The organism is Rhizorhabdus phycosphaerae (assembly GCF_011044255.1).
GTDB classification, from domain to species: Bacteria; Pseudomonadota; Alphaproteobacteria; order Sphingomonadales; family Sphingomonadaceae; genus Rhizorhabdus; species Rhizorhabdus phycosphaerae.
In genome coordinates, this window is sequence record NZ_CP049107.1 from 4117581 (window position 1) to 4137751 (window position 20171).

Sequence of the window (20171 nt, forward strand, 5' to 3'; positions counted from 1 at the left end):
TAGCACGGGGCATCGATCCGTTCAGGAGATGTCAGGTGCGCAGATTAGTGGCAGCTTTCTCGATCATGGCCGGGGCGGTCGCGCTGCTGCTTGCCTCGCTGTCCTCCACCTCCACCCCCGTTGCGGCGGGCGCGCCGTCGGTGGCGGTCGTCGAGCGGCCGCCGGAGGATGTCGGGGTCGATGCCTCGAGTTTCCGGAGCCAGGGGCTGGATGTTTCGGCCTACCGGCCCCACGGACCGGTCAGGGGTGTGGCGATCTTCCTGTCGGGCGACGGCGGTTGGAATCTGGGTGTCGTCGATATGGCGAAAGCCGTCGCCGCGCGAGGCGTGGCGGTCGTCGGACTGTCCGTTCCGGCCTTCCAGAAACAGCTGGAGAAAGGCGCCGGCTCCTGCGTCAATCCGAACTTCGCGCTGCAGGCATTGGCACAGGATTATGAGCACCGTCTTGGCCTCGCCGCTTATGTCCAGCCGATGCTGATCGGCTATTCGTCGGGCGCGACCATGGCTTATGCGGCACTGGCCCAGGCGCCGGGCGGCACGTGGAAGGCGGCGGTCTCGCTGGGGTTCGGGCCGGATATCGGCGGGCACAAGCCCTGGTGCCCGATCCCAGGCGTCAGCATCTCGCGCATCACCAAGCCCGAGCATGGCTGGCTCTTCTCGCCTGCCGCACATCTCTCGGCCCCCTGGGTCCTGCTTCAGGGAAGCGTCGACCAGGTGGTGAGCGCCGATGAAGCACGACGCTTCGCCTCCGCCGTGCCGCAGGCTCGCCTGATCGAGCTGCCCAAGGTGGGCCACGGCTTCTCGGTTCAGGACAACTGGATGCCGCAGTTCAAAGCGGCGATCGAGCCGCTGCTGGCGGCAGATGCGCCCGCCACCGGAAAGCAGTCTGCAAGCGTCGCCGATCTGCCGCTGACCATCGTCCAGGACCCTTCAGCACCGCAGACGGACATGATGGCCGTCCTCTATTCGGGCGACGGCGGCTGGGCCGGGATCGACCGGGATCTGGCCGCGCGCCTCGCTGCAAGGGGCGTGCCGGTGGTGGGCGTGGACAGCCTCCGCTATTTCTGGACGGCGCGCTCCCCGGCCCAGGCCGCCGCCGACGCCGCGCGTGTCGTCGATCATTTCGCCCCGGTGCTGCACCGGTCGCGGGTGCTGTTCGTCGGCTATTCCTTCGGCGCCGACGACCTGCCTTACATCGTCGGCGGACTGCCGCCGAGGCTGCGCGCCACGGTCGCCCGCGTCAGCATGTTGGGGCTCAGCGGAACGGCGGACTTCCAATTCCATCTGGCCTCCTGGCTCGATCTGTCCGGAAGCGGTGCCTTGCCGACCCGGCCTGCCGTCGAGGCCTTGCGCGGGACGCCGATGCAATGCGTGCGTGGCTCGGACGAGGAGCATAGCGGATGCCTCTCCTTGCCGGACGCTATGGTCGAGCAGGTCGTGCTGGCGGGTGGGCATCATTTCGGCGGCAATGACGACGCGCTTGCCGCCACCGTCCTGAAGGGGCTGGTCTGATGCGGACGCGCAGCCGCATCGTCGCGATCGTCGCAGCTCTGCTCCTCGCGCTCCTCGGCTATGGGGCCTGGCTCGGCTATTTCGGCGGACGCGATCTCTATGTCGGATTTCCCGCACAGCACCCTGCCAGTCCCAGGCATCGCGGGGTCGCCGCCGTGCTTCTGTCGGGCGACATGGGCCTTCGTGTCGGCATGGGGCGCAAGGTTGCGCAGAGGCTTTCGGCTTCCGGCATCCCCGTGCTGGGCGTCGACTCGCTCGCCTATTTCCGCCATCGGCGCACCCCGGAAGAAGCGACCGCTCTGCTCGAACAGGCGGTGGGGCGGGGGCTTCGCTACGGCCATGCCGACAGGCTGCTGCTGATCGGTCAATCCTATGGCGCCGACATGGTGCATGTGGGTTTCGCCGGCCTGCCTGCCGATCTGAAGAAGCGCGTGGCCCTCGTCGTCCTCGTCGTGCCGACCGACACCGTGATCTACCGCGTATCGCCCGCCGAAACGCTCGATCTGGTAAAGGCCGATGCAGCGGCGATCGACACGGCCCGGGACGTGACCGGCGTCCCGCTGCTCTGCATCCAGGGCCGCGAGGAGAAGGACAGTCTGTGCCCGCTGCTCCGGCAGCCGAACGCGCGGCGCATCGCCTTGCCGGGCGGCCACCCGCTGCACCGCGATGCGGATCGTCTGTTCCGAACCCTCTCCTCCGAGCTCGATGCCGTGCTCGCCCAGCCAAAAGCCCATGCGTGAACGTCCACAATACGAGGTCGCTGGCGATCGCCGCCAGCCTGTTCGCTGGCGCGCTGTGGGCGACGGCCGCCATCGCCCAGGATGTCTCGGGCGTGCCCGATGACGTGAAGATCGGCGGCGACCGGATTTCGATCGGCGTCGGCCTATCGTCGACCCCGACCTATATCGGATCGTCGCGCAACCGGGTGCTGCCGACGCTGGCGATCCAGGGGCAGATGGACGGCTATGCCTTCAACAGTTCGGGCACCGCGCTCTATCTCGACCTGATCCGGTCGAAAGGCGGCACCGGGTGGAAGCCGGTCTTCGGTCCGCTGCTGGCGGTGCGCCTCGATCGCCATGGCCATGTCGGCGACCGCCGCGTCGACGCGCTCGACGACCGCGCGATCGCGGTGGAGCCCGGCCTGTCGGTCGGTATCCAGCGGACGGGCGTGATCACCAGCCCTTATGACAGCTTCTCCGCAAGCATCTCCTGGCAACGGGACGTCGCCGGCGCCCATGGTTCCTATGTCGTCAGCCCCGAACTCGATTATGATACGCCGCTGTCGGAGCGAAGCTTCGTCAGCGTCTCCGCCTCGGCCGATTATGTGGGACGCGGCTTTGGCGGCTATTATTACGACATCGGCACCAGCGAGGCGGCAGCGAGCGGCCTGCGCCCCTATGACGGTGCGGCCCGGGCCGGCTGGAAGGACTGGAACCTCAGCGCGACGGCGGTGCACAGCCTGACCGGCATGCTCACCCACGGCTGGGGACTCTTCGCCACGGCCGGCTATCAGCGCATTCTGGGCGCCTACCGGCGTTCGCCGCTGGTCGAAGATGTCGGCGACGCGAACCAGTGGAGCGGTGCGATCGGGATCGAATATAGTTTTTAGGCAGCGTGAACGAATAGCAGCCTGGATGATCGGCTGATCTTGAGCCGTGCCATGGGCTGTGTGATGGTTAGATTAGGGTGGAAAGCAGAAGTCACGAGTAGGGCTTGAACTTCTTTGCGATAAGAACGCGCAACCGCCCCCAGCGATCGCAACCCATCCGCCGTCACCTGATAAGGCGCACTCATGTTCAATTGCCGTTGCGAAGTTGAGCCAGGCGTCAAGCATAATAGCAGTGCCAGAAATGCCGCAAAAGCCACAGCGCACCCGCTTTTATTCATCCATCATTACTCAAGACTGCAATCGGTATGCTCGCACTATCAGCTTTGATTTTCATGAGAATCTGATGAGCATTTGGCGCGGTTTGGCTTCAACAGTCTTTGTCCGAAACGGTGTCGATAGCGCTCATTCGGCGAGAATATCCGCATTCCGCCGCTGATCACCGAAGCCAACAGGCAGTTTGCCACCCCAGAGCCAACGTCAGAGCCGTCAAAGTTAACAGACCGCTTGCATAGTGGGGCGAGACCGGCCGCCATATACAACCATGGGCGCGTTGCTGTCCTTCCATAGGTGACAAGCTTGCCGTGTTAAGCTTCATATTCATGCGCTCACCGCGTCCCCGCGCAGATATCGGCTATAGAGCCAGCCGAGCCCGATCAGACTGAGACCGAGCGCGAGGAAGGAGACAATGCGTAGCAGACCTTCGGCACCCGACGCATCGACAAGGAAGACCTTCATCACCGCCGCCAGCATCAGCACCAGCGATCCGATTCGCCAGTCGCGCGCCCGGACGCGAATACCCCACAGCAGGAAGCCGATCGCGGTCAGGATCAGGATCACTGAGCGGCCAATATCTTCCACTGCCCCCATCGGCTCCGGCGCAAGCAGGCTGCCACAGAATATCTGCCGCAAGCTCGCGAGAACCAGGAACAGGATCGTGACCATCCGCAGGACCGCGATTGGCCGAATAGCGCGCGACATGATCTGAGGCGCGATCCGCTGAGCGAGCAGCAGCGCGCTGAAGATGATCGCCGCCATAGGCATGAGGAGGTTGGTGATGGGCCATGGCCCGACCGCCTGTCTCACCCACAGTGGATCGTGCAGCAACAGCGAATAGAAGATTGCATGGATCAGGGCCATCGCGACCGGCAGCAGCGCGGCCCACCACCGCAGCTTCATGCGCCATGCGGCCACACCGACGCCGAGCAGCAGCAACTGCCACAAGGTGCGCTCCGCGAGGCCGAGACTTTCGAACGTTAGCGCGTCATGAATAGCGAACAGATGCTTGTAGGCCATGTGCACGCCGATTATCGCCGCTGCTGCAGCGCCTGCGATGGCTGCGCGCCAGCTCACCGTATGGGAAAAGGCGCGCAGTCGGAACAATGCGATCACGGAGAGCAGTGCAGGCGCGAGCACCCGCTCGATCGACGAGGCGAGCGAAGGCAGGTCGCTGACGAGAAAGGGATCGCCGACCAGAGAGGCAACTGCAGACAGGAGCCACTCGCCGAGCGAAAGCAACGCCCACCCCCATGCGATGAGGCCCAGCACGCCGAATGCGGGCAGCAGTCTGGTCGCATGCCGAAGCCGCATTGCTTCTGCGACTCCCATCAGCCCCAAGCCGACCGTCGGCGCCAGCATATCGGCCGGCATGACTTGTGCCGCCGCACCATAGGCCAGCAGCGCAGAAAAACCGACCAGAGGACGGGCCACCGGCTGATCCCATAGACGCCAAGTGAAGAACATCGCCGCAAGCGCCGGAGCCGCCCAACGCAGCAATGCGGACATCATGTCGGTCGATACCGTCAGGCCGAACAGCCGACTGGTTTCCATCAGTACCGGATCGGTCAGCAGTGCGAACACCGCGGCCACCACAACATAGGCAGCGGCGTTGCGCGCGAGCAGGGCGTCTCCAGCCTGTTCGGCGGTTAGCAGCAGTGCCGCAGCAATTCCTGCGATCGCGACCGGGGCGAGCCAGCCGGGCAGCGCCATCAGCGCGGCCAAAATTACTGTAGTCCCGGCCACCATGGCGAGCGTGCCGAAGCGAAGATCGTCACGCGGTTCCGCACGGCGCCATCCCGTCGCCACGGCTGCAATCGGCAGCAAAGCGAAGGCGACAGCAACCAGTGCCAGGCGCGTATCGCGCGCCCATTCCAGGCCCAGAACCTGCCAGTGGCATACGGCATAGCCGCCGACCGACAGCGCGACGATCCGCCCCGCCTCAAGCATCCCTCCATCGGTGCGCCAGAGCCGCCACAGCGCCTCGCTCCCGAAAATCAGGACGATGCCGACCATCACCAAGCCGAGATGCATCATGGCCGGATCGAGCCAGAGCGCGGTAAGGAGCAGCGCGGTCAAGAGTGGCAGCAGGATCAGCGGGCGCAGCGCGACCTGCCATATCGTAAGCGCGACGAACCCGATCGCAAGCAGCCCGTAGAGGCCCCAGTTGAGCAGCGCGAAACCGCCGTTCGCAACGAGCACTGCAAGTTGGAGCGCGGCAACGGCCGCCGCGGCGCCCTGCACCATCCATGCGCGATCATCATGGCGACCGAACAAGGGCAGGCCGAGGCCCAGCACGATCACGAGCATACCGACCGACGCCGTCGACAGCGATCCGAGCCCACCCGCAAGGATAAGCAATGCACTCCACCCGGCGCCGCCAATCAGCGCGCTGATGCCCAGCCAGAACCAGCGCTGATTACGTGACAGCAGGGTCAGCCCGCCAATGACGAGCGCTAGATAGGCGGCGAGCAAAGGAACGTTAAGCGCTGTGCTCTGCACGAGAGCGGGCGTCGCGACACCACCCACAAGGCCCAGGACTGCACTGGGCACCCCGAAACGGAGTGCGAGGCCTAGCGCGAGCGCGGTTATCGCGGTCATCGCACCGAAGGCTAGAACCGGACCGATCAGGTCATACAAATTAGCCGCTGCGAGAGTCGCGACATAAAGGCTGCCGATGCCCGCGCCGGCGAGCGCCTGGGCAACGCGCGGATCTTCGGCGAAAATGCGGATGCGGCGCGCGGCCTCAGCTCCGCCGATCAGGCCGACGCCGAACAGCCATCCTCCGATCGTCCGGACCAGCGGCGAGAGCAGCCCCGCCTCGATCGAATAGCGCACAAGCAGTACCGCCGCGACAAGCAGCGTGATCCCACCTCCCCAGATCGGCAGCTTGCGACCGAACAGATCCTCAAAGCCCGATGACGTTTCTTCGTCGGCATGAGTGACAATCGGTTCGACCGGCCTCGCCACTTGCACGATCGTCGGACGCGGAGGGGCTTCATAAGCCGATCGCCGGGCGATGGGGGCGGAGGTGACCCGCGCTTTGGGCGGAGATGCCGACGGTTCCTCCGTTGTTAGTCTCGGCACCGATGCAGGCACACTGCGGATCTCCTGAGCTTTACGCATCGCGGCCTGCGCGATCGAGAGCGCCTCGGAGGCCTCGATTTCAGCTTCGGACAAACGGCGGCGCGTATCGAACAGCAGCCAGCCCATCACCCCCAGAGCCACGAACAGGATCAGCGTCATTTTTATCCCCATTGCTCGACGCCTCTGCCTACCAGAAATTATACGGTGTGCAATTAATAAATTAGACAGTGTCTAATTTTGCGTTATTAGTGGGCTATGGGCAGACGATCCGATCATAGCCGCGAGGAACTGGTCGCGCTGATCCTCGATGAAGGGCAGCAGCTGATGGCCGAAGTTGGCTTCGCGCGCTTCTCCGCGCGCGAGGTCGCGAAACGGATCGGCTATTCGGTCGGAACGATCATGAACCTCTTTGGCAGCGTCGACGGGCTCGTGCTGGCGATCAACAGCCGCAGCTTCCTCTTATGGGCCGAGATGCTTATCCGTGCGCTGCAGGACGGCGGCGGAGACCGCATTCACGCGTTGGTGCGCGGCTATTTCGCCTTTGCCAAGCAGCACCGAAACTTGTGGAGCGCGATCTACGAGCATCGTCTGCCCGAAGGAATGCTCCTTCCTGCCGATCTCGCCGAACAGCGCGCGCGGCTGACCGACATCGTTATCAGCGAGGTTGCAAGCGCCCTCCCCACGCTCGACTCCGATAGCGCCGCAAGCCTTGGGCGATCGCTGATCGCGACTGTCCACGGGCATTGTGCTTTTGCTCTGAACGGCAGCTTTGACTTGCTAGGCGAAGCAGACCCAATGGCGCTTGCGACCGCGCGCGTGGACGAGGTGCTTGAGAGTCACCGTAAGGCGCAACGTCGTCGTTAGTTGGTCGAGCGGCGGAACTTCGACGCACTCTAACCGAAGGCCCGCTTCTAGGATTTCGAGTGACCGCAGCGACGGCTGATTTCCGGTCGCATTCCTGCCGGCCCTTTCTGCCTCTCCGGGAACGGCAGAAACCTGCCGCTGCCCGGCATTGTCTTTCCGGCCTTGCTCGGACAGCGCACGTCTTTTCCGGGCGGCAACCTCCACAGCGCATCCGAAATATCGCAACGATTCTATCGGGAAAGTCTGGCGCAAGACTTGCTTCATGCACGAGCAGTTCGTGATCGATGATGGAGGGAATGGGCTCATGCGGATCGATGGAAAGGGCAGCCATCATCTCGCCCTGAACAGGCAGGCCGCCGACGCCGCCGAGAAAGGAAATGGGGCGGGCAGCTCGTTCGCGGCGGCGTTGAGCGGGGCGAGCTCGGAATCCTCTTCTTCTGGTGGATCATCGTCTGGCCCAACAACGCGGGCGGACTTTTCGCACATGACGCGGAAGGATCTCGCGGACTGGGTCAACTCCAGGATCAAGAGTGGCGAGATGTCGCTCGACGGGAGCGAGGCCTTTGTCGGCATGACGATGAAGATGCCAGTCAACGGCCCCTATACAGGACTGGACGACATCGAGCAGGTCGATTTTCTGCAGACCGCGCAGGGCCTTGCAAGCCGCTCTAACGACGATGCAGCGCTACCAGGGGTAGCGCCCGCGCCCATCGTGCCTGATCCGGTCCTTCGAAGTCTTGCCGTGACGCAAGCGGCTACCTCGAAAGAAAGCCTGACGGAATACGTCGGCGCGATCGGCGCCTTGGCCTCGCATGGATCGTGGAGCAGGCCCCTGCGCGATCAGAGGCGGCCATTCAACGACGCGGCAGGGCGGATACGAAAAGGGAGCGGCCGGTGGCCACTCCCTTGATCACTTCGGTCGGGTCTTCGGATATCAGCCGGCGGTCGTGGTCTTCGTCTTCGCCGCCGGGCTGTGCCGCGCAGGATGGGCTTTGTGCGTCGTGTGGGCGATATGCCGGCCCGGTGCCTGCGACGGGGTCATGCATTTGTCGGTGATGGTGCGCGAACAGAGCGGCACATCGCCGGTCAGGGTCTGCGCGTTCGCCGCACCCATCACCAGGGTCGTGCCGAGCCCCGAGATCGCAACCGTCAGGGCAATAAAGCGAAGGGCTGTCTTCAACATCGTCCTATCCTTTCGTCCCGCGACGGCGAGGGCCATCGGCCTCGTCTCGCTGGCCGCATATTCGCCCGGACAGAAAGGATATGCACGTTAAGGTGCCGACAGGATTGCTTGAGAATGAGCTAGTAAATATCTGAAAGGCAACGGCGATTTCAGAACAGCCGGCGACCTCCGGATTAACGATCGCTCATCTTCGCACGTCACCCCCCGCGCCGGAAACAGCGGGCCGGCTTGATGCAGGTCAAGGCAAGCTGCGCCGCCATCGCCGAGCGTGGGGCCAGGATGACGGGAGGAGGACCGGAGACATGACGAAGATGACGCCGTTCGACATGGTCGGAGGCGAGACTGCGGTGCGCGCCATCGTCGATTGCTTCTACGATCTGATGGACGAGGAGCCGGGCTATGCCGAGCTCCGCGCGCTCCATGGCGCCGATCTCGATCCGATGCGGGCATCGCTGTCGGGTTTCCTGACGGCCTGGCTCGGCGGACCGAGGGACTGGTTCGCCGACAATCCCGGCAAATGTGTGATGTCGCTGCACGGCGCGATCGCGGTCACTGCGCAGACGGCGCAGCAATGGGCCGAGGCGATGCAGCAGGCGATCGTCGAGTTCGGCACCGAACAGGGTCTGGAACCGGATTTCCTGCGTCAGATGGGGGATGCGCTGCGCAACATGGCGTCGGCGATGATCCGCAGGGAACGGGTTCCCGCCTGAGACGGGGCGGGCCCTATGCCGGCCCGTCGTCCGACAGCGCCATGAAGCGGCGCAGGGCCGCCATGCTCAGCCGCCGTGCCGCCCCGGCCAGGTGTGAATCCTCCTGCAGCTCGAAGCCGTGAAAGGCGCCGGGGAACAGGTGAAACTCGACCGGCACACCCGCGCGCGCCAGCCGCCGCGCATAGTCCAAATCCTCTTCGAGGAAGAGGTCGAGCGCACCGGTGTAGATGAAGGCGGGCGGCAGCCTGGACAGGTCGGTTGCGCGGGCGGGGGCGGCATAAGGCGAGACATCGTCTCCCCCGGGCTCGTGCCCGAGCAGGGCCGACCAGCCGAAACGGTTGCTTTCGGCGGTCCACACATATTCGCCGACATAGGGATGCGGATCGGACGACGTTCCGGTACGGTCGTCGAGCATCGGATAGATGAGGTGCTGGAAGGCGAGCCGATAGTCGCCCCTGTCCCGCGCCAGCAGGGCGAGAGCCGCAGCCAGCCCGCCGCCCGCGCTTTCCCCCATCACGCCGATGCGCGCCGGATCGATCCCGCGCTCGGCGGCATGGTCGAACATCCAGGCGAGGCCCGAATAGCAATCCTCGATCGCGCCCGGGAAGGGCGTCTCGGGTGCGAGGCGATATTCGACCGAGGCGAGCGCGCAGCCGAGTTCGGCGACCAGCGACTGATGCCGCAGGACCATCTCGGACGCCTTGCCGACGATATAGCCGCCGCCATGGATGTGATAGATCAGCGGCAGCGGACCCTGCGCATGAACCGGCGTGAGGATGTGGAGGTCGATGTCGGGCGCTCCCGCAGGTCCCGGTACCGTGACGCACTCGCGCTTCACCCGATCGTCCGGCGGCGACGGCGCCGTCATGGGTGCGTCCCGCAATGCGCTCAGCCCTTCCGGCGTGAAGGCCATCTGGGCGAAGATCTCGATCAGCGGCGCGATCTGCGCATCGACGAGGTGACGGCTGCTCATGGGGCCAGGCTCTCCAATATCGTTCGACGGCACGATTCCGTGCCTTGGTGTCAAAGCTGGAATATCTTGCCCGGATTGAACAGGTCTTTCGGATCGAGCGCGCGCTTTATCGTCCGCATCATGTCGACGGCATCGCCGAGCTCATCGACGAGGAAGCTTTGCTTCCCCAGCCCTATACCATGCTCGCCGGTGCAGCTGCCGTCCATCGACAGCGCGCGGGCGACGAGGCGGGCGTTCAGCGCCTCGACGGCGTGCATCTCTTCGGGTGCATTAGGATCGATCGCGAAGACGACATGGAAATTGCCGTCGCCGACATGGCCGACGATGGTCGCCGGCACTGCGCATCCGTCGAGGTCCTGCCGCGTCTCCAATATGCAGTCGGCGAGGCGGCTGATCGGTACGCAGACGTCGGTGGTCAGGCCGACGGCTCCAGGCCGCTGGTTCATCGCTGCATAATAGGCCTCGTGCCGCGCCTTCCACAGCCTCGTGCGCTCCTCGGGCAGGTTGGACCAGCGGAACGGCCCGCCACCATTGGCGGCGGCGAGATCGCGGACCGTGGCCACCTGCTCCTCGACATGGCGCTCGGAGCCGTGAAATTCGAACAGCAAGGTCGTCTGTTCCGGATAATCGAGCTTCGAATAGGCGTTGCAGGCGCGCATCTGGGCCGCGTCGAGCAGCTCGATGCGGGCGACCGGGACGCCCATCTGGATTGCCTGGACGACCGTGTCGACCGCGCCGGCGAGCGCGTCGAACGGGCAGACAGCGGAGGAGATTGCCTCGGGAATGCCGTGCAGCCGCAGGCAGATTTCGGTGATGATGCCCAGTGTGCCTTCGGCGCCGATCATCAGCCGTGTCAGATCATAACCTGCGGCGGACTTGCGCGCGCGCCGCGCGGTGCGGACGACGGTGCCTTCCGGGGTGACGACCTTCAGCGACAGGACCGCATCGCGCATCGTGCCGTAGCGCACCGCGTTGGTGCCTGACGCGCGGGTGGAGGCCATGCCGCCGATCGTCGCATTGGCGCCGGGGTCGATCGGGAAGAAAAGCCCCTGGTCGCGTAGATGGGCGTTGAGCTGCTCGCGACGGACGCCCGCCTCGACCGTGCAGTCGAGATCCTGGGCATTGACCTCGACGATCCGGCTCATCTCGCCGAGGTCGATCGTCAGCCCGCCGCGCACCGGCGTTGCATTGCCCTCCAGCGAGGTGCCGGCACCGAAGGGGACCACCGGAATCTCGGCGGCGAGGCAGAGCCGCACCAGCGCCGCGACTTCCTCGGTCGAGTGTGGGAAGGCCACGGCGTCGGGCAGCACCGGTTCGAAATGCGCCTCGCTCGATCCATGCTGCCGGCGCATCGCTTCGCCCAGATGGAGGCGGTCGCCCAGCAATGCGCGCATGTCGTCGACGAAGGCGGCGGGCAGCGGCCGGCGAGAAAAGGGGGCAGGAGCGGTCATCGCCGGATCATAGACCGCCCTCTACCGATCGGCATAGCAACTGTGCGACAGTTTCGCCGAACGTCCGTTCAATGACCGGCGCTGGGCGGGCCGCTGATACGCGGACGCGGGGCGAGCCACACGAGCGCGGTGATCGCGATCAACAATCCGCCCGTCACCAGAAACACCTTGTCGGTGGCCAGGGTGAGGGCCTCCTTGTCCACCAGCTGCGCGATCAACGTGCGGATCTGCTCGCTCGAAAAGCCGCGCTCGGTCAGCGTGGCCGTCATGCTGTCGGGATTGACGTTGCCCGACAGGTCGCTGCCGAACATCCGCGCCTGATCGTTCCAGAAGGTCACCACGACAGAGGTCGAAAAAGCGAGGGCGATCGTGCGCAGAAGATTCTGGAGGCTGGCCGCCGACGTCACCATCTGCGGCGGCACCGAACTCAGCGAGATCGAAGTCACCGTGACGAAGAAGAAGGGCATGCCGATGCCCATGATGAACTGCGGCATGGCGAGCGACCAGAAGTCGGCGCCGCTGGTCCAGTTGGTCCGCAACAGGGTCGACCCACCCAGCCAGATGAGGCCGAAGCTGAGAACGAAGCGTGCGTCCATCTTGCCCATCAGCAGCGGTGGGAAACGGGCCACGAACAGGGCGGCGATCGCTGTGAAGGCGGTGGCGAAGCCCGCCTGAGTCGCGGTGTAGCCGAGCGACAGCTGCATCCACTGCGGAATGACAACGATCCCGGCGAAATAGGCGCCAAAACCGAGCGCAAGGGTGAAGGCGCTCAGCGTGAAGCCGCGATAGCGGAAGATCCGCAGGTCGACGACCGGGTGCTCGTCGGTCAGTTCCCAGATGATGAACAGGACAAAGAAGACCGCTGCCGCAATGCCGAGGCCGAGCACGAACGGGTCGGCGAACCAGTCATGTTCGCGCCCGATGTCGAGCATGATCTGGAGACAGCCGATCCACAGCACGAGCAAAGCGATACCGATCTTGTCGATCGGGATGCGGACGACCGGCGTCTCGGCCGGACGGAGCATCGCGTAGCTGACGCCGGCGCAGAAGGCGACGATCGGCATGTTGATAAAGAAGATCCAGTGCCAGCTCCAGTTGTCGCTGATGAATCCGCCCATGATCGGGCCCAGAGCCGGGCCCGTGAGCGTTGTGATCGCCCATATTCCCATGGCCTGCGGGCGCTTCTCCGGCGGATAGATGCGCATCAGCAGCGTCTGGGTGAGCGGGACCAGCGGCCCGCCGCATATCCCCTGGCCGATACGCGCGACGACCAGCATGCCCAGCGTCGGCGACAGTCCGCACAGCACCGAGAACAGGCCGAAGCCGAGCACTGACAAAATGAACAGCCGGACGGTGCCGATACGCTGCGACAGCCAGCCGGTGAGCGGCAGGCAGATCGCCTCCGCCACCGCATAGGAGGTGATGACCCATGTTCCCTGGCTGGCAGAAATGCCGAGATTGCCGGAGATGTGCGGCACAGAGACATTGGCGATGGTCATGTCGAGCACGACCATGAGATTGGCGGCCGCCAGCGCAGCCCCGGCAAGGGCGCGCTTGCGGCCGGTCAAGAGCGACGAAGGATCGACGGCGGCCATGGTATCAGCGATCGCTGACGTCCACTTCGGCTTCCATCGACAGGCCGACGCGCAGCGGATGCTCGGCCAGTTCCTTCGGGTCGAGTTCGATACGGACGGGCACGCGCTGGACGACCTTGATCCAGTTGCCGGTCGCGTTCTGCGCCGGGATCAGCGCGAAGGCGGAGCCGGTGCCACCCGAGAAGCCGACGACCTTGCCGTGATAGACCACGTCGCTGCCGTAGAGATCGGCGGTCAGCGTCGCGGCCTGACCCGGCCGCACGCGGCGCAGCTGGCGTTCCTTGAAGTTCGCGTCGACATAGACCTTCGTGACCGGGACGATCATCATGATCTGGTTGCCGACGGCCACACGCTGTCCGACCTGCACCTGCCGGCGGGTCACGACGCCGTCGATCGGCGCGCGAATGACGGCGCGATCGAGGTCGAGCTTGGCAGCGTCGAGCTTCGCCTTCGCCGCGAGCACGGCGGGGTCGGTCTCGACCGTCGAGCCGGACACCAGCGCCTGATTGGCGGCGAGTTGGCCCGATGCGGCACCGCGGTTGGCGCGCGCCTGGTTCAGGCTGGCCTGCGCCGCGGCGAAGGCTTTGCGCGCGGCGGTCAGTTCGTCTCCCGAGACGGCACCCGACGGCTGGAGAGCAAGGCGGCGTTCCAGATCGACCTTGGCCTTCTGATAATCGGCCTCGGCGCTGGCAATGTCGGCGCTGCGGGCGTTGACCTGCGCCGATAGCGCTTCGCTGGTCGCGCTGCTCTGGCGGAACATCCGCTTCGCACGAGCCAGTTCGGCTTCCGCCTGGGCATAGGCGATCCGCATGTTACTGTCGTCGAGGCGGACGAGCACGTCGCCCTTCTTGACCGCTTGCGTGTCGCTGACCAGAACCTCCACCACCTGCGCGCTGACCAGCGGCGTCACCTGGGCCACCTCGGCGTTCACATAGGCGTTGTCGGTGCTGACATGGTTGCGCCCGACCAGCAGATACCAAGCGCCGTAGATCAGAGCCACGGCAACCACGAGGATCGCGAAGCGGATGAGCCAGGTCTTGCGTGTCTGCAACCGTGCCTCCCTGGCCTCGGGGCTCTCGCCCGCTGGCTGGCTGGGGGCTGCGGTCTGGGGCTTCTGATCGGCTTCAGCCATTCTGGTCTTCCTTGGAGAGAGCGGTAGCGGGCGCAGCGAAGCCGCCGCCCAGCGCGCGAACGAGAGTGATGTCGATGCCGAACCTCCGGGCATCGAGGTCCGCTGCGGCGCGGCGCGCCTGCAGCACTCTCTCTTCCGCTGTCAGCACGTCGAGATAGGTGGAAAGGCCGCCCTCATAGCGCTTGCGCGCTATCGCATAGGCTTCTTCGGAGTCCGCGAGGGCCTGTCGCGACTGGGCCAGCTGCTCGGCGATCGATCGCTGGCTCGTCACGGCATCGGCGACCTCGCGATAGGCGGCCAATATCGTGCGATCATAATCGGCGACGGCCTCATCATAGGTCGCCCGCGCGCCGCGATATTGTCCTGCGAGGCTGCCGCCTCGAAAGATCGGCAGGCTGATCGCCGGTCCGACATTGCCGAAGATCGAGTCTTTCTTGGCGAGATTGTCGAAACCCAGCGATTGCACGCCGACCAGCGCGCTCAGGCTGACCGCAGGATAGAAGTCGGCGCGCGCCACCTTGATGCGGGCGGCCGCGGCTTCGGCGCGGGCGCGGGCTGCGGCGATGTCCGGCCGACGGCCGATCAGCTCGGTGGTGGTCTGCGCTGGCAGACCGGGGGCCAGCAGCCGGGCCAGAGCCGGACGGGTGATCGCCAGGCCGCGATCGGGGCCTGCGCCGACCAGCGCGGCAAGCTGATGGCGGGTCGCTGTTATCATGTCGTCCACAGCGGCCAGATCGGCCTTTGCGGTCGGGACGGCGGCATCCGCCTGCTTCAGCTCGGCGCGGGTGTCGAGCCCGGTGGCGACGCGGTTCGCCACGAGCTTCTGAGTCGCGCCCCTCAGTTCGAGGGCGGCCGCGAGTACGTCGCGCTCAGCATAAAGACGGGCGAGATCGGCATAGGCCGAGGCAATCGAGGTGGCGAGGGTCAGCCGGGCCTGAGCCTGCTCGATCCTCGCTGCTTCAGCCTCGGACGTGGCAGCCGCCAGGGTCGCGCGATTCTTGCCCCACAGATCGAGATCGAACGACAGGTCGACGGAAGCCTGTCCGCGCTGCTTCCACCCCTTGGGTACGAACTCCTTCGGGAAGCCCATATTGTAGCTCTGCTTCTGCCACCCGCCTTCCGCCGCCGCGTCGAGCGACGGCAGAAGCGCGCCGCCGGCCGACTGGACCGCAGCCTCGGCACGCCTCAGCCTCGCGGCGGCGGCGGCGGCATCGGGCGATCCGTTCAGTCCTTCGCGGATCAGGGCGTCGAGCTGGGGGTCTCCGAAGGCCTGCCACCATCCGTCACCCGGCCAGCCCTGGGCGGCGGTGGTCGCCAGGCTCTGCTCGGCGGCGATCGAGTCCGGCGCTCGCAGGGCAGGGCGGGGGCCAAGATCGGGAACGGCTGCACAGGCGGACAGCGCGATCACGAGCGTGAGCGGCGCCAAGGTGCGGAGAGATCTTCGGTGATTCGGGGTCATAGGAAACCGTACTGTGTCGTATTGTTTCGCTCTGCGCTGGACTTAGCCTCTTGTCAATAAAAATCTGTACCGTATAGTACGGTAATGAAAATGACACAGGAGAAGATTCCGCTCAGCCGTCGCGAGGCGCGTCGCCAGGACCGCCGCGAAGCCATCATCGACGTCGCCATGCGCTTCTTTCTCGAGCATGGCTATGCCGCCGCGAGCATGTCCGCCATCGCGGCGGAGATCGGTGGATCAAAGGCCACGCTGTGGAGCTATTTTCCATCGAAAGAGGCCTTGTTCGAGGCGGGCCTGGAGAAGGCTACGAGCGAGTTTCGGCAGAGGCTGCTGGTGCTGCTCGACCCGTGCGGGGATGCGGAACAGAGTCTGCGCAATTTCTGCAAGGGGTTCATCGAGCGGGTAACGGCACCCGATGCGATCGCGCTCAATCGGCTCATCATGGCCGAATGCGGTCGCTTTCCCGAGATCGGTCGCATCTTCTACGAACGGGCGCCGCGAGCCACGCAGCGGGTTCTCTCCGATTTCCTTCGCTCGATGATGGAGCGCGACCGGCTGAAGCGGGCAGATCCGGACCGCGCTGCCCATCTGATGGTCGTGCTGAGCATGGCCGGCTGCCATCATCAGTTGCTGCTAGGGCTGCTGGACGAGGCGACGGGCGAGATGATCGCGTCTGATGTCGATCAGACGATGGCGACCTTCATGGCGCTTTACGGGCCAGCATAACGCCGTGCAGCAACGGTGGCTCGGGCGCCGGCCGGTCAGGTCGGAACCGCCCCCTTCCCGTGCATCCATCGCGATTTCCATTGCTGGGCGGGCCGTTCGACCAGGATCCAGCTCAATGCGCCCATGGTCCAGGCCGCAACCAGCGTCGCCATGACATAGGTCTCGAACGGCAGGGCTGCGAAGCTCAGCGCTATGCCCAGCGGGAAGCCGTAGAGATAGGTGCCGTAGCTGATGTCGAAGCGATCGTTGATCCGCTGCGCCCGGCCGAGATCGACCCGGAACGCAACCCAGTAGAGCAATAGGCCGCCCGCGAGCATCGCCGATGGCTGCGCGATAGGGCGGTAGAAAAGCGCTGCGAGGGCGAGCGCGCCGGCAAGCGCTGCGTATCGGCCGTTCAGCTTCCGCAATTCCTCGCGATAGAGATAGGCGCAGGCACCGAAGCCGAAAGCCGAGAGCAGACGAAGCGTGGGATAGGGCGCGCCTAGCGTCATGTCGACGATCGGCGGGAAGCGGAACTGCTCTACCCGCCAATAGAGCGCCGGCACATTGCATAGGCAGAACAGCAGGAACAGGATGCAGCTTGCCTTGAGTACGGCTTCGCGCCGGTCCAGCCATCCTCCGGCGCCAAGCAGTGCCACCAATATATAGCAGCGGAACTCGTAGGATATCGTCCACATCGGCGAGTTGGGCTCGATCCAGGTCGACCCCGCCAGGAAAGGCTCGGGACGTTGGAGGATGATCATCCGCCAGAATTGTCCCGGGTCGGGGAACTGCTCGAAAAGGAAGGGCACCAGTAGCGCGCTGAGCAGGAAGGCGATGATGAACGCGGGATAGATGCGCAGGATTCTCTTGGCAAAATAGCTGCGCAGGTCGGCCGAGTTGCGCATCGACTGGACGATCAGATATCCGCTGATCAGAAAGAAGGCGTCGACACAGAGCGCGGCAACCGTCAGGCCATTGCCTGTCATCTTCTGGAGCAGGTCCGGCCCGGCAGGCGCCTGGCCCCATTGCTCATGGCCGTGTGTCAGGATGACGCCGCTGGCGAATATCAGGCGCAGCAAGCCGATATTGTTCGGCTGACGCGTCTTGCCCACTCGTACACCCCTCTCACGCTACACGGCTCGGGAGTGGTTACTGCCCCGTTCCTGGGTCGCATTGATCGGGGGACGGGAATGGCTTGTCAACTGAAGACGACAAAAGAAAAGGGCGACCCGCGGGCCGCCCTTTCCTGTTTTCTCGATGATGCCCGATCAGCGCGAGTAGAACTCGACGACCAGATTCGGCTCCATCTTGACGGGGTAGGGCACCTCGTCGAGCGTCGGGACGCGGACGAAGGTAACCTTCGCGCCGCCGTCCTGCGCGATATATTCGGGAATGTCGCGCTCGGACAGGCCCTGGGCCTCGAGGACGAGCGCCATTTCCTGCGCCTTGCTGCCCAGCGAGATCTCGTCGCCCGGCTTCACCTGACGCGAGGCGATGTTGCACTTCACGCCGTTGACGCGGATGTGACCGTGGCTGACGAGCTGACGCGCGGCGAAGATCGTCGGCGCGAACTTGGCACGATAGACGACTGCATCGAGGCGGCGCTCGAGCAGACCGATCAGGTTCTGCGAGGTGTCGCCCTTCATGCGCGACGCTTCGGTGTAGTTCTTCTTGAACTGCTTCTCGGTGACGTCGCCGTAATAGCCCTTGAGCTTCTGCTTCGCCTTCAGCTGGATACCGTAGTCGGAGAGCTTGCCCTTGCGGCGCTGACCGTGCTGGCCGGGGCCATATTCACGCTTGTTGACCGGGCTCTTCGGGCGACCCCAGATGTTTTCGCCCATCCGGCGGTCGAGCTTGTACTTGGCGCTGTTGCGCTTCGACATGATATCGTCCTTCAATCGCTGTTACGTAGCCTGCAGCCGCGATGCGGTGCAGGATCGGTCCCGGTACTCGCTCCTTTTGCCCGTTCGGGCATCGGGGCCGCCGCTTCACCGGGGTGCGGGGCCGATTGCGAAGGCGCGCCTATGACGTGGTGGGCCCGGCGAGTCAAGATGGCGTTCAGCGGGCGCGCTCATGGTTTCGCGGGGCCGACGTCGAGCCGGTCGAGCATGTCGCGTACGGCGGGTTCGGGGTCCGCACGCAGTTCCTCGCCGCCTGGCGTGCAACCGCCGGGGCGTCGGTAGAGGCAGGTGTCGGAGCGAAAGCAGCCGACTTCGGCGAAACCCGCGTCACCCCGGGCAAAGCGGCTGCGCGAGGCTTCGAAACTGATCGCATAGTTGTAATGCCCGTCCTGACCGGACCGGGCGGGATAGAGGCGGATGTCGGACCGCAGGCGCGACATGCCGGTTCGCATCCAGCGGTCGGGGGGCTCGACGCCAAGACCGCAAGCCTGCGGGTCGCGGCTGGTCTGCTCGAGCGCCAATATGCTCTCCGAGCCCTGCAGCCAGACCGGCCGCATGGCGCCCCGTACCCCGCTGAGCAGCGACAGCGCGATCCACAGCAGGGCAGCGGCCGCGAACATGGTGGACCCGTTCACTGTCGGCAGGCGCCGGCGCAGATAGGCGACGGCGTCCGCTGATCCGATCGCGCAGAGACAGAAGAGCGGCGGCAAGGCCGGATAGACGAAGCGCCACTCCTTGTGCGGCACGGCCGAGAAGGTGATGAGAATTGTCAGGCTGACGATCGCCAGTATCGGCGCGCGGCGCAAACCGAGGAGCGCCGTGCCAAGGATCAGCGGGGTTGCGACGCCCCAGACCGCCAGCTCGCGGCTGAGATAATAATGCCCCGGCTCGACGCCGAAGATGTTCGCGATACCGCCGGAATTGGCGCGGACATAGGTCAGCACCGAATGGAAGGGGCTTCCCCAGCTGGCCCAGTCCAGAAGCCCCATCGCCAGGATCGGGACAAGGCCACCCGCGAGCAGGCGCAGCCAGCGCGCCGAGGGTATCGCGCCGGCGATCCACAGACCCAGAAGAACCGCCGCAGGCCCCAGCTGCGGCCGGAAGGCGACAGCCAGCCCGAGCAGGAGCCCGGCGCATAAGAGCCAGCGTGAGGCGGGCATCGGCCGGGCATCGTCCCACGCCTGCCGCGCCGAGCTTCCCGCCGCCACGGCCAGGAGCAGAAAGGCCGCCGAGACGGTGTCGGCAAGGAAATGCGTCGAGAAATAGACGAACTCGCACCACAAGGCCGCAAGCAGGGCCGACAGGATCGCCGCGTCGCGCGTGCCGCCCAGGCTGCGGCCGATCCGGTAGGCGGCAACGGTCGTCAGCAGTGCGAGCAGCGACATGGCCGCCGCCAGCATGGTCCGCAGCAGCATGGGGTCGTCGGCGAAGGCCCTCGCTGCCGCGACGATGGGGATTTGCAATCCGGGGAGGAGCCAGCTCCGCGCTCCGACCTCATATTCCCAGGGAATGAGTCCGCGTCCAGCGACCACGCGAAAAGCCTGCTCGCCATATTGGAAGGTCTCGTCGGGATGGGTGATGTTCGGCAGCAGGATCGCGGATGCCAGCCGGATACACAAAGCCGCCAGGCACAGCAGGGCGAGCGGATGACCCGCCAGGGCTTTCCAGTTGCGCGATCCGGTCATCATGTCCCCCCTCGGCGCCCCCTAGCAGGC

At 65.2% G+C, this 20171-nt stretch carries 17 protein-coding genes; 7 read left to right on the forward strand and 10 right to left on the reverse strand.

Annotation, left to right across the window (positions count from 1 at the left end):
- The first annotated feature begins 35 nt into the window (after positions 1 to 35).
- Genes G6P88_RS19160 through G6P88_RS19170 form a run of 3 tightly spaced genes read left to right on the forward strand, consistent with a single transcriptional unit; the run spans position 36 to position 3120 of the window.
- Positions 36 to 1511, forward strand: coding sequence for an AcvB/VirJ family lysyl-phosphatidylglycerol hydrolase (locus tag G6P88_RS19160; protein ID WP_226946644.1), 1476 nt, complete (start codon positions 36 to 38; stop codon positions 1509 to 1511).
- Complete coding sequence (locus G6P88_RS19165) at positions 1511 to 2251, forward strand: AcvB/VirJ family lysyl-phosphatidylglycerol hydrolase (RefSeq protein ID WP_165324624.1); 741 nt, start codon at positions 1511 to 1513, stop codon at positions 2249 to 2251. The genes G6P88_RS19160 and G6P88_RS19165 overlap by 1 nt, the downstream gene beginning before the upstream one ends.
- Positions 2248 to 3120 (forward strand): MipA/OmpV family protein, encoded by an 873-nt coding sequence (locus tag G6P88_RS19170; protein WP_165324625.1) that lies wholly within the window; start codon positions 2248 to 2250, stop codon positions 3118 to 3120. Before G6P88_RS19165 ends, G6P88_RS19170 begins: the two co-directional genes overlap by 4 nt.
- 597 nt (positions 3121 to 3717) lie before the next feature.
- On the opposite strand, the gene G6P88_RS19175 is transcribed toward G6P88_RS19170, so the two are convergent.
- Positions 3718 to 6639 (reverse strand): DUF2339 domain-containing protein, encoded by a 2922-nt coding sequence (locus G6P88_RS19175; protein WP_206335821.1) that lies wholly within the window; start codon positions 6637 to 6639, stop codon positions 3718 to 3720.
- Between the two features lie 96 nt (positions 6640 to 6735).
- Here G6P88_RS19175 and G6P88_RS19180 point away from each other — a divergent pair, with 96 nt between their 5' ends.
- Both G6P88_RS19180 and G6P88_RS19185 read left to right on the forward strand, forming a co-directional pair.
- A complete protein-coding gene (locus G6P88_RS19180; protein WP_165324627.1) occupies positions 6736 to 7344 on the forward strand; it encodes a TetR/AcrR family transcriptional regulator in 609 nt (202 codons plus the stop codon).
- A gap of 262 nt (positions 7345 to 7606) precedes the next feature.
- Positions 7607 to 8254: a hypothetical protein gene (locus G6P88_RS19185; RefSeq protein ID WP_165324628.1), complete on the forward strand. Its 648-nt coding sequence runs from the start codon at positions 7607 to 7609 to the stop codon at positions 8252 to 8254.
- Positions 8255 to 8278: 24 nt separating this feature from the next.
- On the opposite strand, the gene G6P88_RS19190 is transcribed toward G6P88_RS19185, so the two are convergent.
- On the reverse strand, positions 8279 to 8527 hold the full coding sequence (locus G6P88_RS19190) for a hypothetical protein (protein WP_165321245.1): 249 nt from the start codon (positions 8525 to 8527) through the stop codon (positions 8279 to 8281).
- Positions 8528 to 8829: 302 nt separating this feature from the next.
- Between G6P88_RS19190 and G6P88_RS19195 the strand changes: the two genes are divergently transcribed.
- Positions 8830 to 9237 (forward strand): group II truncated hemoglobin, encoded by a 408-nt coding sequence (locus tag G6P88_RS19195; protein ID WP_165324629.1) that lies wholly within the window; start codon positions 8830 to 8832, stop codon positions 9235 to 9237.
- Between the two features lie 13 nt (positions 9238 to 9250).
- Here G6P88_RS19195 and G6P88_RS19200 read toward each other — a convergent pair whose 3' ends face one another.
- From G6P88_RS19200 to G6P88_RS19220, 5 genes are all read right to left on the reverse strand, one after another.
- Positions 9251 to 10210, reverse strand: a complete 960-nt coding sequence (locus G6P88_RS19200; protein WP_165324630.1) for an alpha/beta hydrolase — start codon at positions 10208 to 10210, stop codon at positions 9251 to 9253.
- Between the two features lie 50 nt (positions 10211 to 10260).
- Positions 10261 to 11661, reverse strand: coding sequence for an FAD-binding oxidoreductase (locus G6P88_RS19205; protein ID WP_165324631.1), 1401 nt, complete (start codon positions 11659 to 11661; stop codon positions 10261 to 10263).
- A 68-nt stretch (positions 11662 to 11729) separates the two neighbouring features.
- Positions 11730 to 13256, reverse strand: coding sequence for a DHA2 family efflux MFS transporter permease subunit (locus G6P88_RS19210; protein WP_165324632.1), 1527 nt, complete (start codon positions 13254 to 13256; stop codon positions 11730 to 11732).
- Between the two features lie 4 nt (positions 13257 to 13260).
- Positions 13261 to 14388, reverse strand: a complete 1128-nt coding sequence (locus G6P88_RS19215; protein ID WP_165324633.1) for an EmrA/EmrK family multidrug efflux transporter periplasmic adaptor subunit — start codon at positions 14386 to 14388, stop codon at positions 13261 to 13263.
- The gene (locus G6P88_RS19220; RefSeq protein ID WP_165324634.1) at positions 14381 to 15847 is read right to left on the reverse strand and encodes an efflux transporter outer membrane subunit; all 1467 of its coding nucleotides are present in this window, start codon (positions 15845 to 15847) and stop codon (positions 14381 to 14383) included. The genes G6P88_RS19215 and G6P88_RS19220 overlap by 8 nt, the downstream gene beginning before the upstream one ends.
- A gap of 84 nt (positions 15848 to 15931) precedes the next feature.
- On the opposite strand from G6P88_RS19220, the gene G6P88_RS19225 reads away from it, so the two are divergent.
- A complete protein-coding gene (locus G6P88_RS19225; RefSeq protein WP_226946645.1) occupies positions 15932 to 16573 on the forward strand; it encodes a TetR/AcrR family transcriptional regulator in 642 nt (213 codons plus the stop codon).
- Positions 16574 to 16608: 35 nt separating this feature from the next.
- Here the strand turns inward: G6P88_RS19225 and G6P88_RS19230 are convergent, their stop codons facing one another.
- The 3 genes from G6P88_RS19230 to G6P88_RS19240 all read right to left on the reverse strand — a co-directional run bounded on the left by G6P88_RS19230 (position 16609) and on the right by G6P88_RS19240 (position 20144).
- The gene (locus G6P88_RS19230; protein WP_165324635.1) at positions 16609 to 17667 is read right to left on the reverse strand and encodes an acyltransferase family protein; all 1059 of its coding nucleotides are present in this window, start codon (positions 17665 to 17667) and stop codon (positions 16609 to 16611) included.
- 156 nt (positions 17668 to 17823) lie between these two features.
- Complete coding sequence (gene rpsD / locus G6P88_RS19235) at positions 17824 to 18438, reverse strand: 30S ribosomal protein S4 (RefSeq protein ID WP_165324636.1); 615 nt, start codon at positions 18436 to 18438, stop codon at positions 17824 to 17826.
- Between the two features lie 188 nt (positions 18439 to 18626).
- Positions 18627 to 20144: a glycosyltransferase family protein gene (locus G6P88_RS19240; RefSeq protein ID WP_165324637.1), complete on the reverse strand. Its 1518-nt coding sequence runs from the start codon at positions 20142 to 20144 to the stop codon at positions 18627 to 18629.
- Between the last annotated feature and the right edge of the window lie 27 nt (positions 20145 to 20171).

Coding starts and splice junctions, on each gene's coding strand:
- G6P88_RS19165 (WP_165324624.1), top strand. CDS start 1,511: ATGCGGACGCGCAGCCGCATCGTCGCGATCGTCGCAGCTCTGCTCCTC.
- G6P88_RS19195 (WP_165324629.1), top strand. CDS start 8,830: ATGACGAAGATGACGCCGTTCGACATGGTCGGAGGCGAGACTGCGGTG.
- rpsD (WP_165324636.1), bottom strand. CDS start 18,438: ATGTCGAAGCGCAACAGCGCCAAGTACAAGCTCGACCGCCGGATGGGC.
- G6P88_RS19225 (WP_226946645.1), top strand. CDS start 15,932: ATGAAAATGACACAGGAGAAGATTCCGCTCAGCCGTCGCGAGGCGCGT.
- G6P88_RS19210 (WP_165324632.1), bottom strand. CDS start 13,256: ATGGCCGCCGTCGATCCTTCGTCGCTCTTGACCGGCCGCAAGCGCGCC.
- G6P88_RS19185 (WP_165324628.1), top strand. CDS start 7,607: ATGCACGAGCAGTTCGTGATCGATGATGGAGGGAATGGGCTCATGCGG.
- G6P88_RS19190 (WP_165321245.1), bottom strand. CDS start 8,527: ATGTTGAAGACAGCCCTTCGCTTTATTGCCCTGACGGTTGCGATCTCG.
- G6P88_RS19180 (WP_165324627.1), top strand. CDS start 6,736: ATGGGCAGACGATCCGATCATAGCCGCGAGGAACTGGTCGCGCTGATC.
- G6P88_RS19220 (WP_165324634.1), bottom strand. CDS start 15,847: ATGACCCCGAATCACCGAAGATCTCTCCGCACCTTGGCGCCGCTCACG.
- G6P88_RS19240 (WP_165324637.1), bottom strand. CDS start 20,144: ATGATGACCGGATCGCGCAACTGGAAAGCCCTGGCGGGTCATCCGCTC.
- G6P88_RS19200 (WP_165324630.1), bottom strand. CDS start 10,210: ATGAGCAGCCGTCACCTCGTCGATGCGCAGATCGCGCCGCTGATCGAG.
- G6P88_RS19175 (WP_206335821.1), bottom strand. CDS start 6,639: ATGACGCTGATCCTGTTCGTGGCTCTGGGGGTGATGGGCTGGCTGCTG.
- G6P88_RS19215 (WP_165324633.1), bottom strand. CDS start 14,388: ATGGCTGAAGCCGATCAGAAGCCCCAGACCGCAGCCCCCAGCCAGCCA.
- G6P88_RS19205 (WP_165324631.1), bottom strand. CDS start 11,661: ATGACCGCTCCTGCCCCCTTTTCTCGCCGGCCGCTGCCCGCCGCCTTC.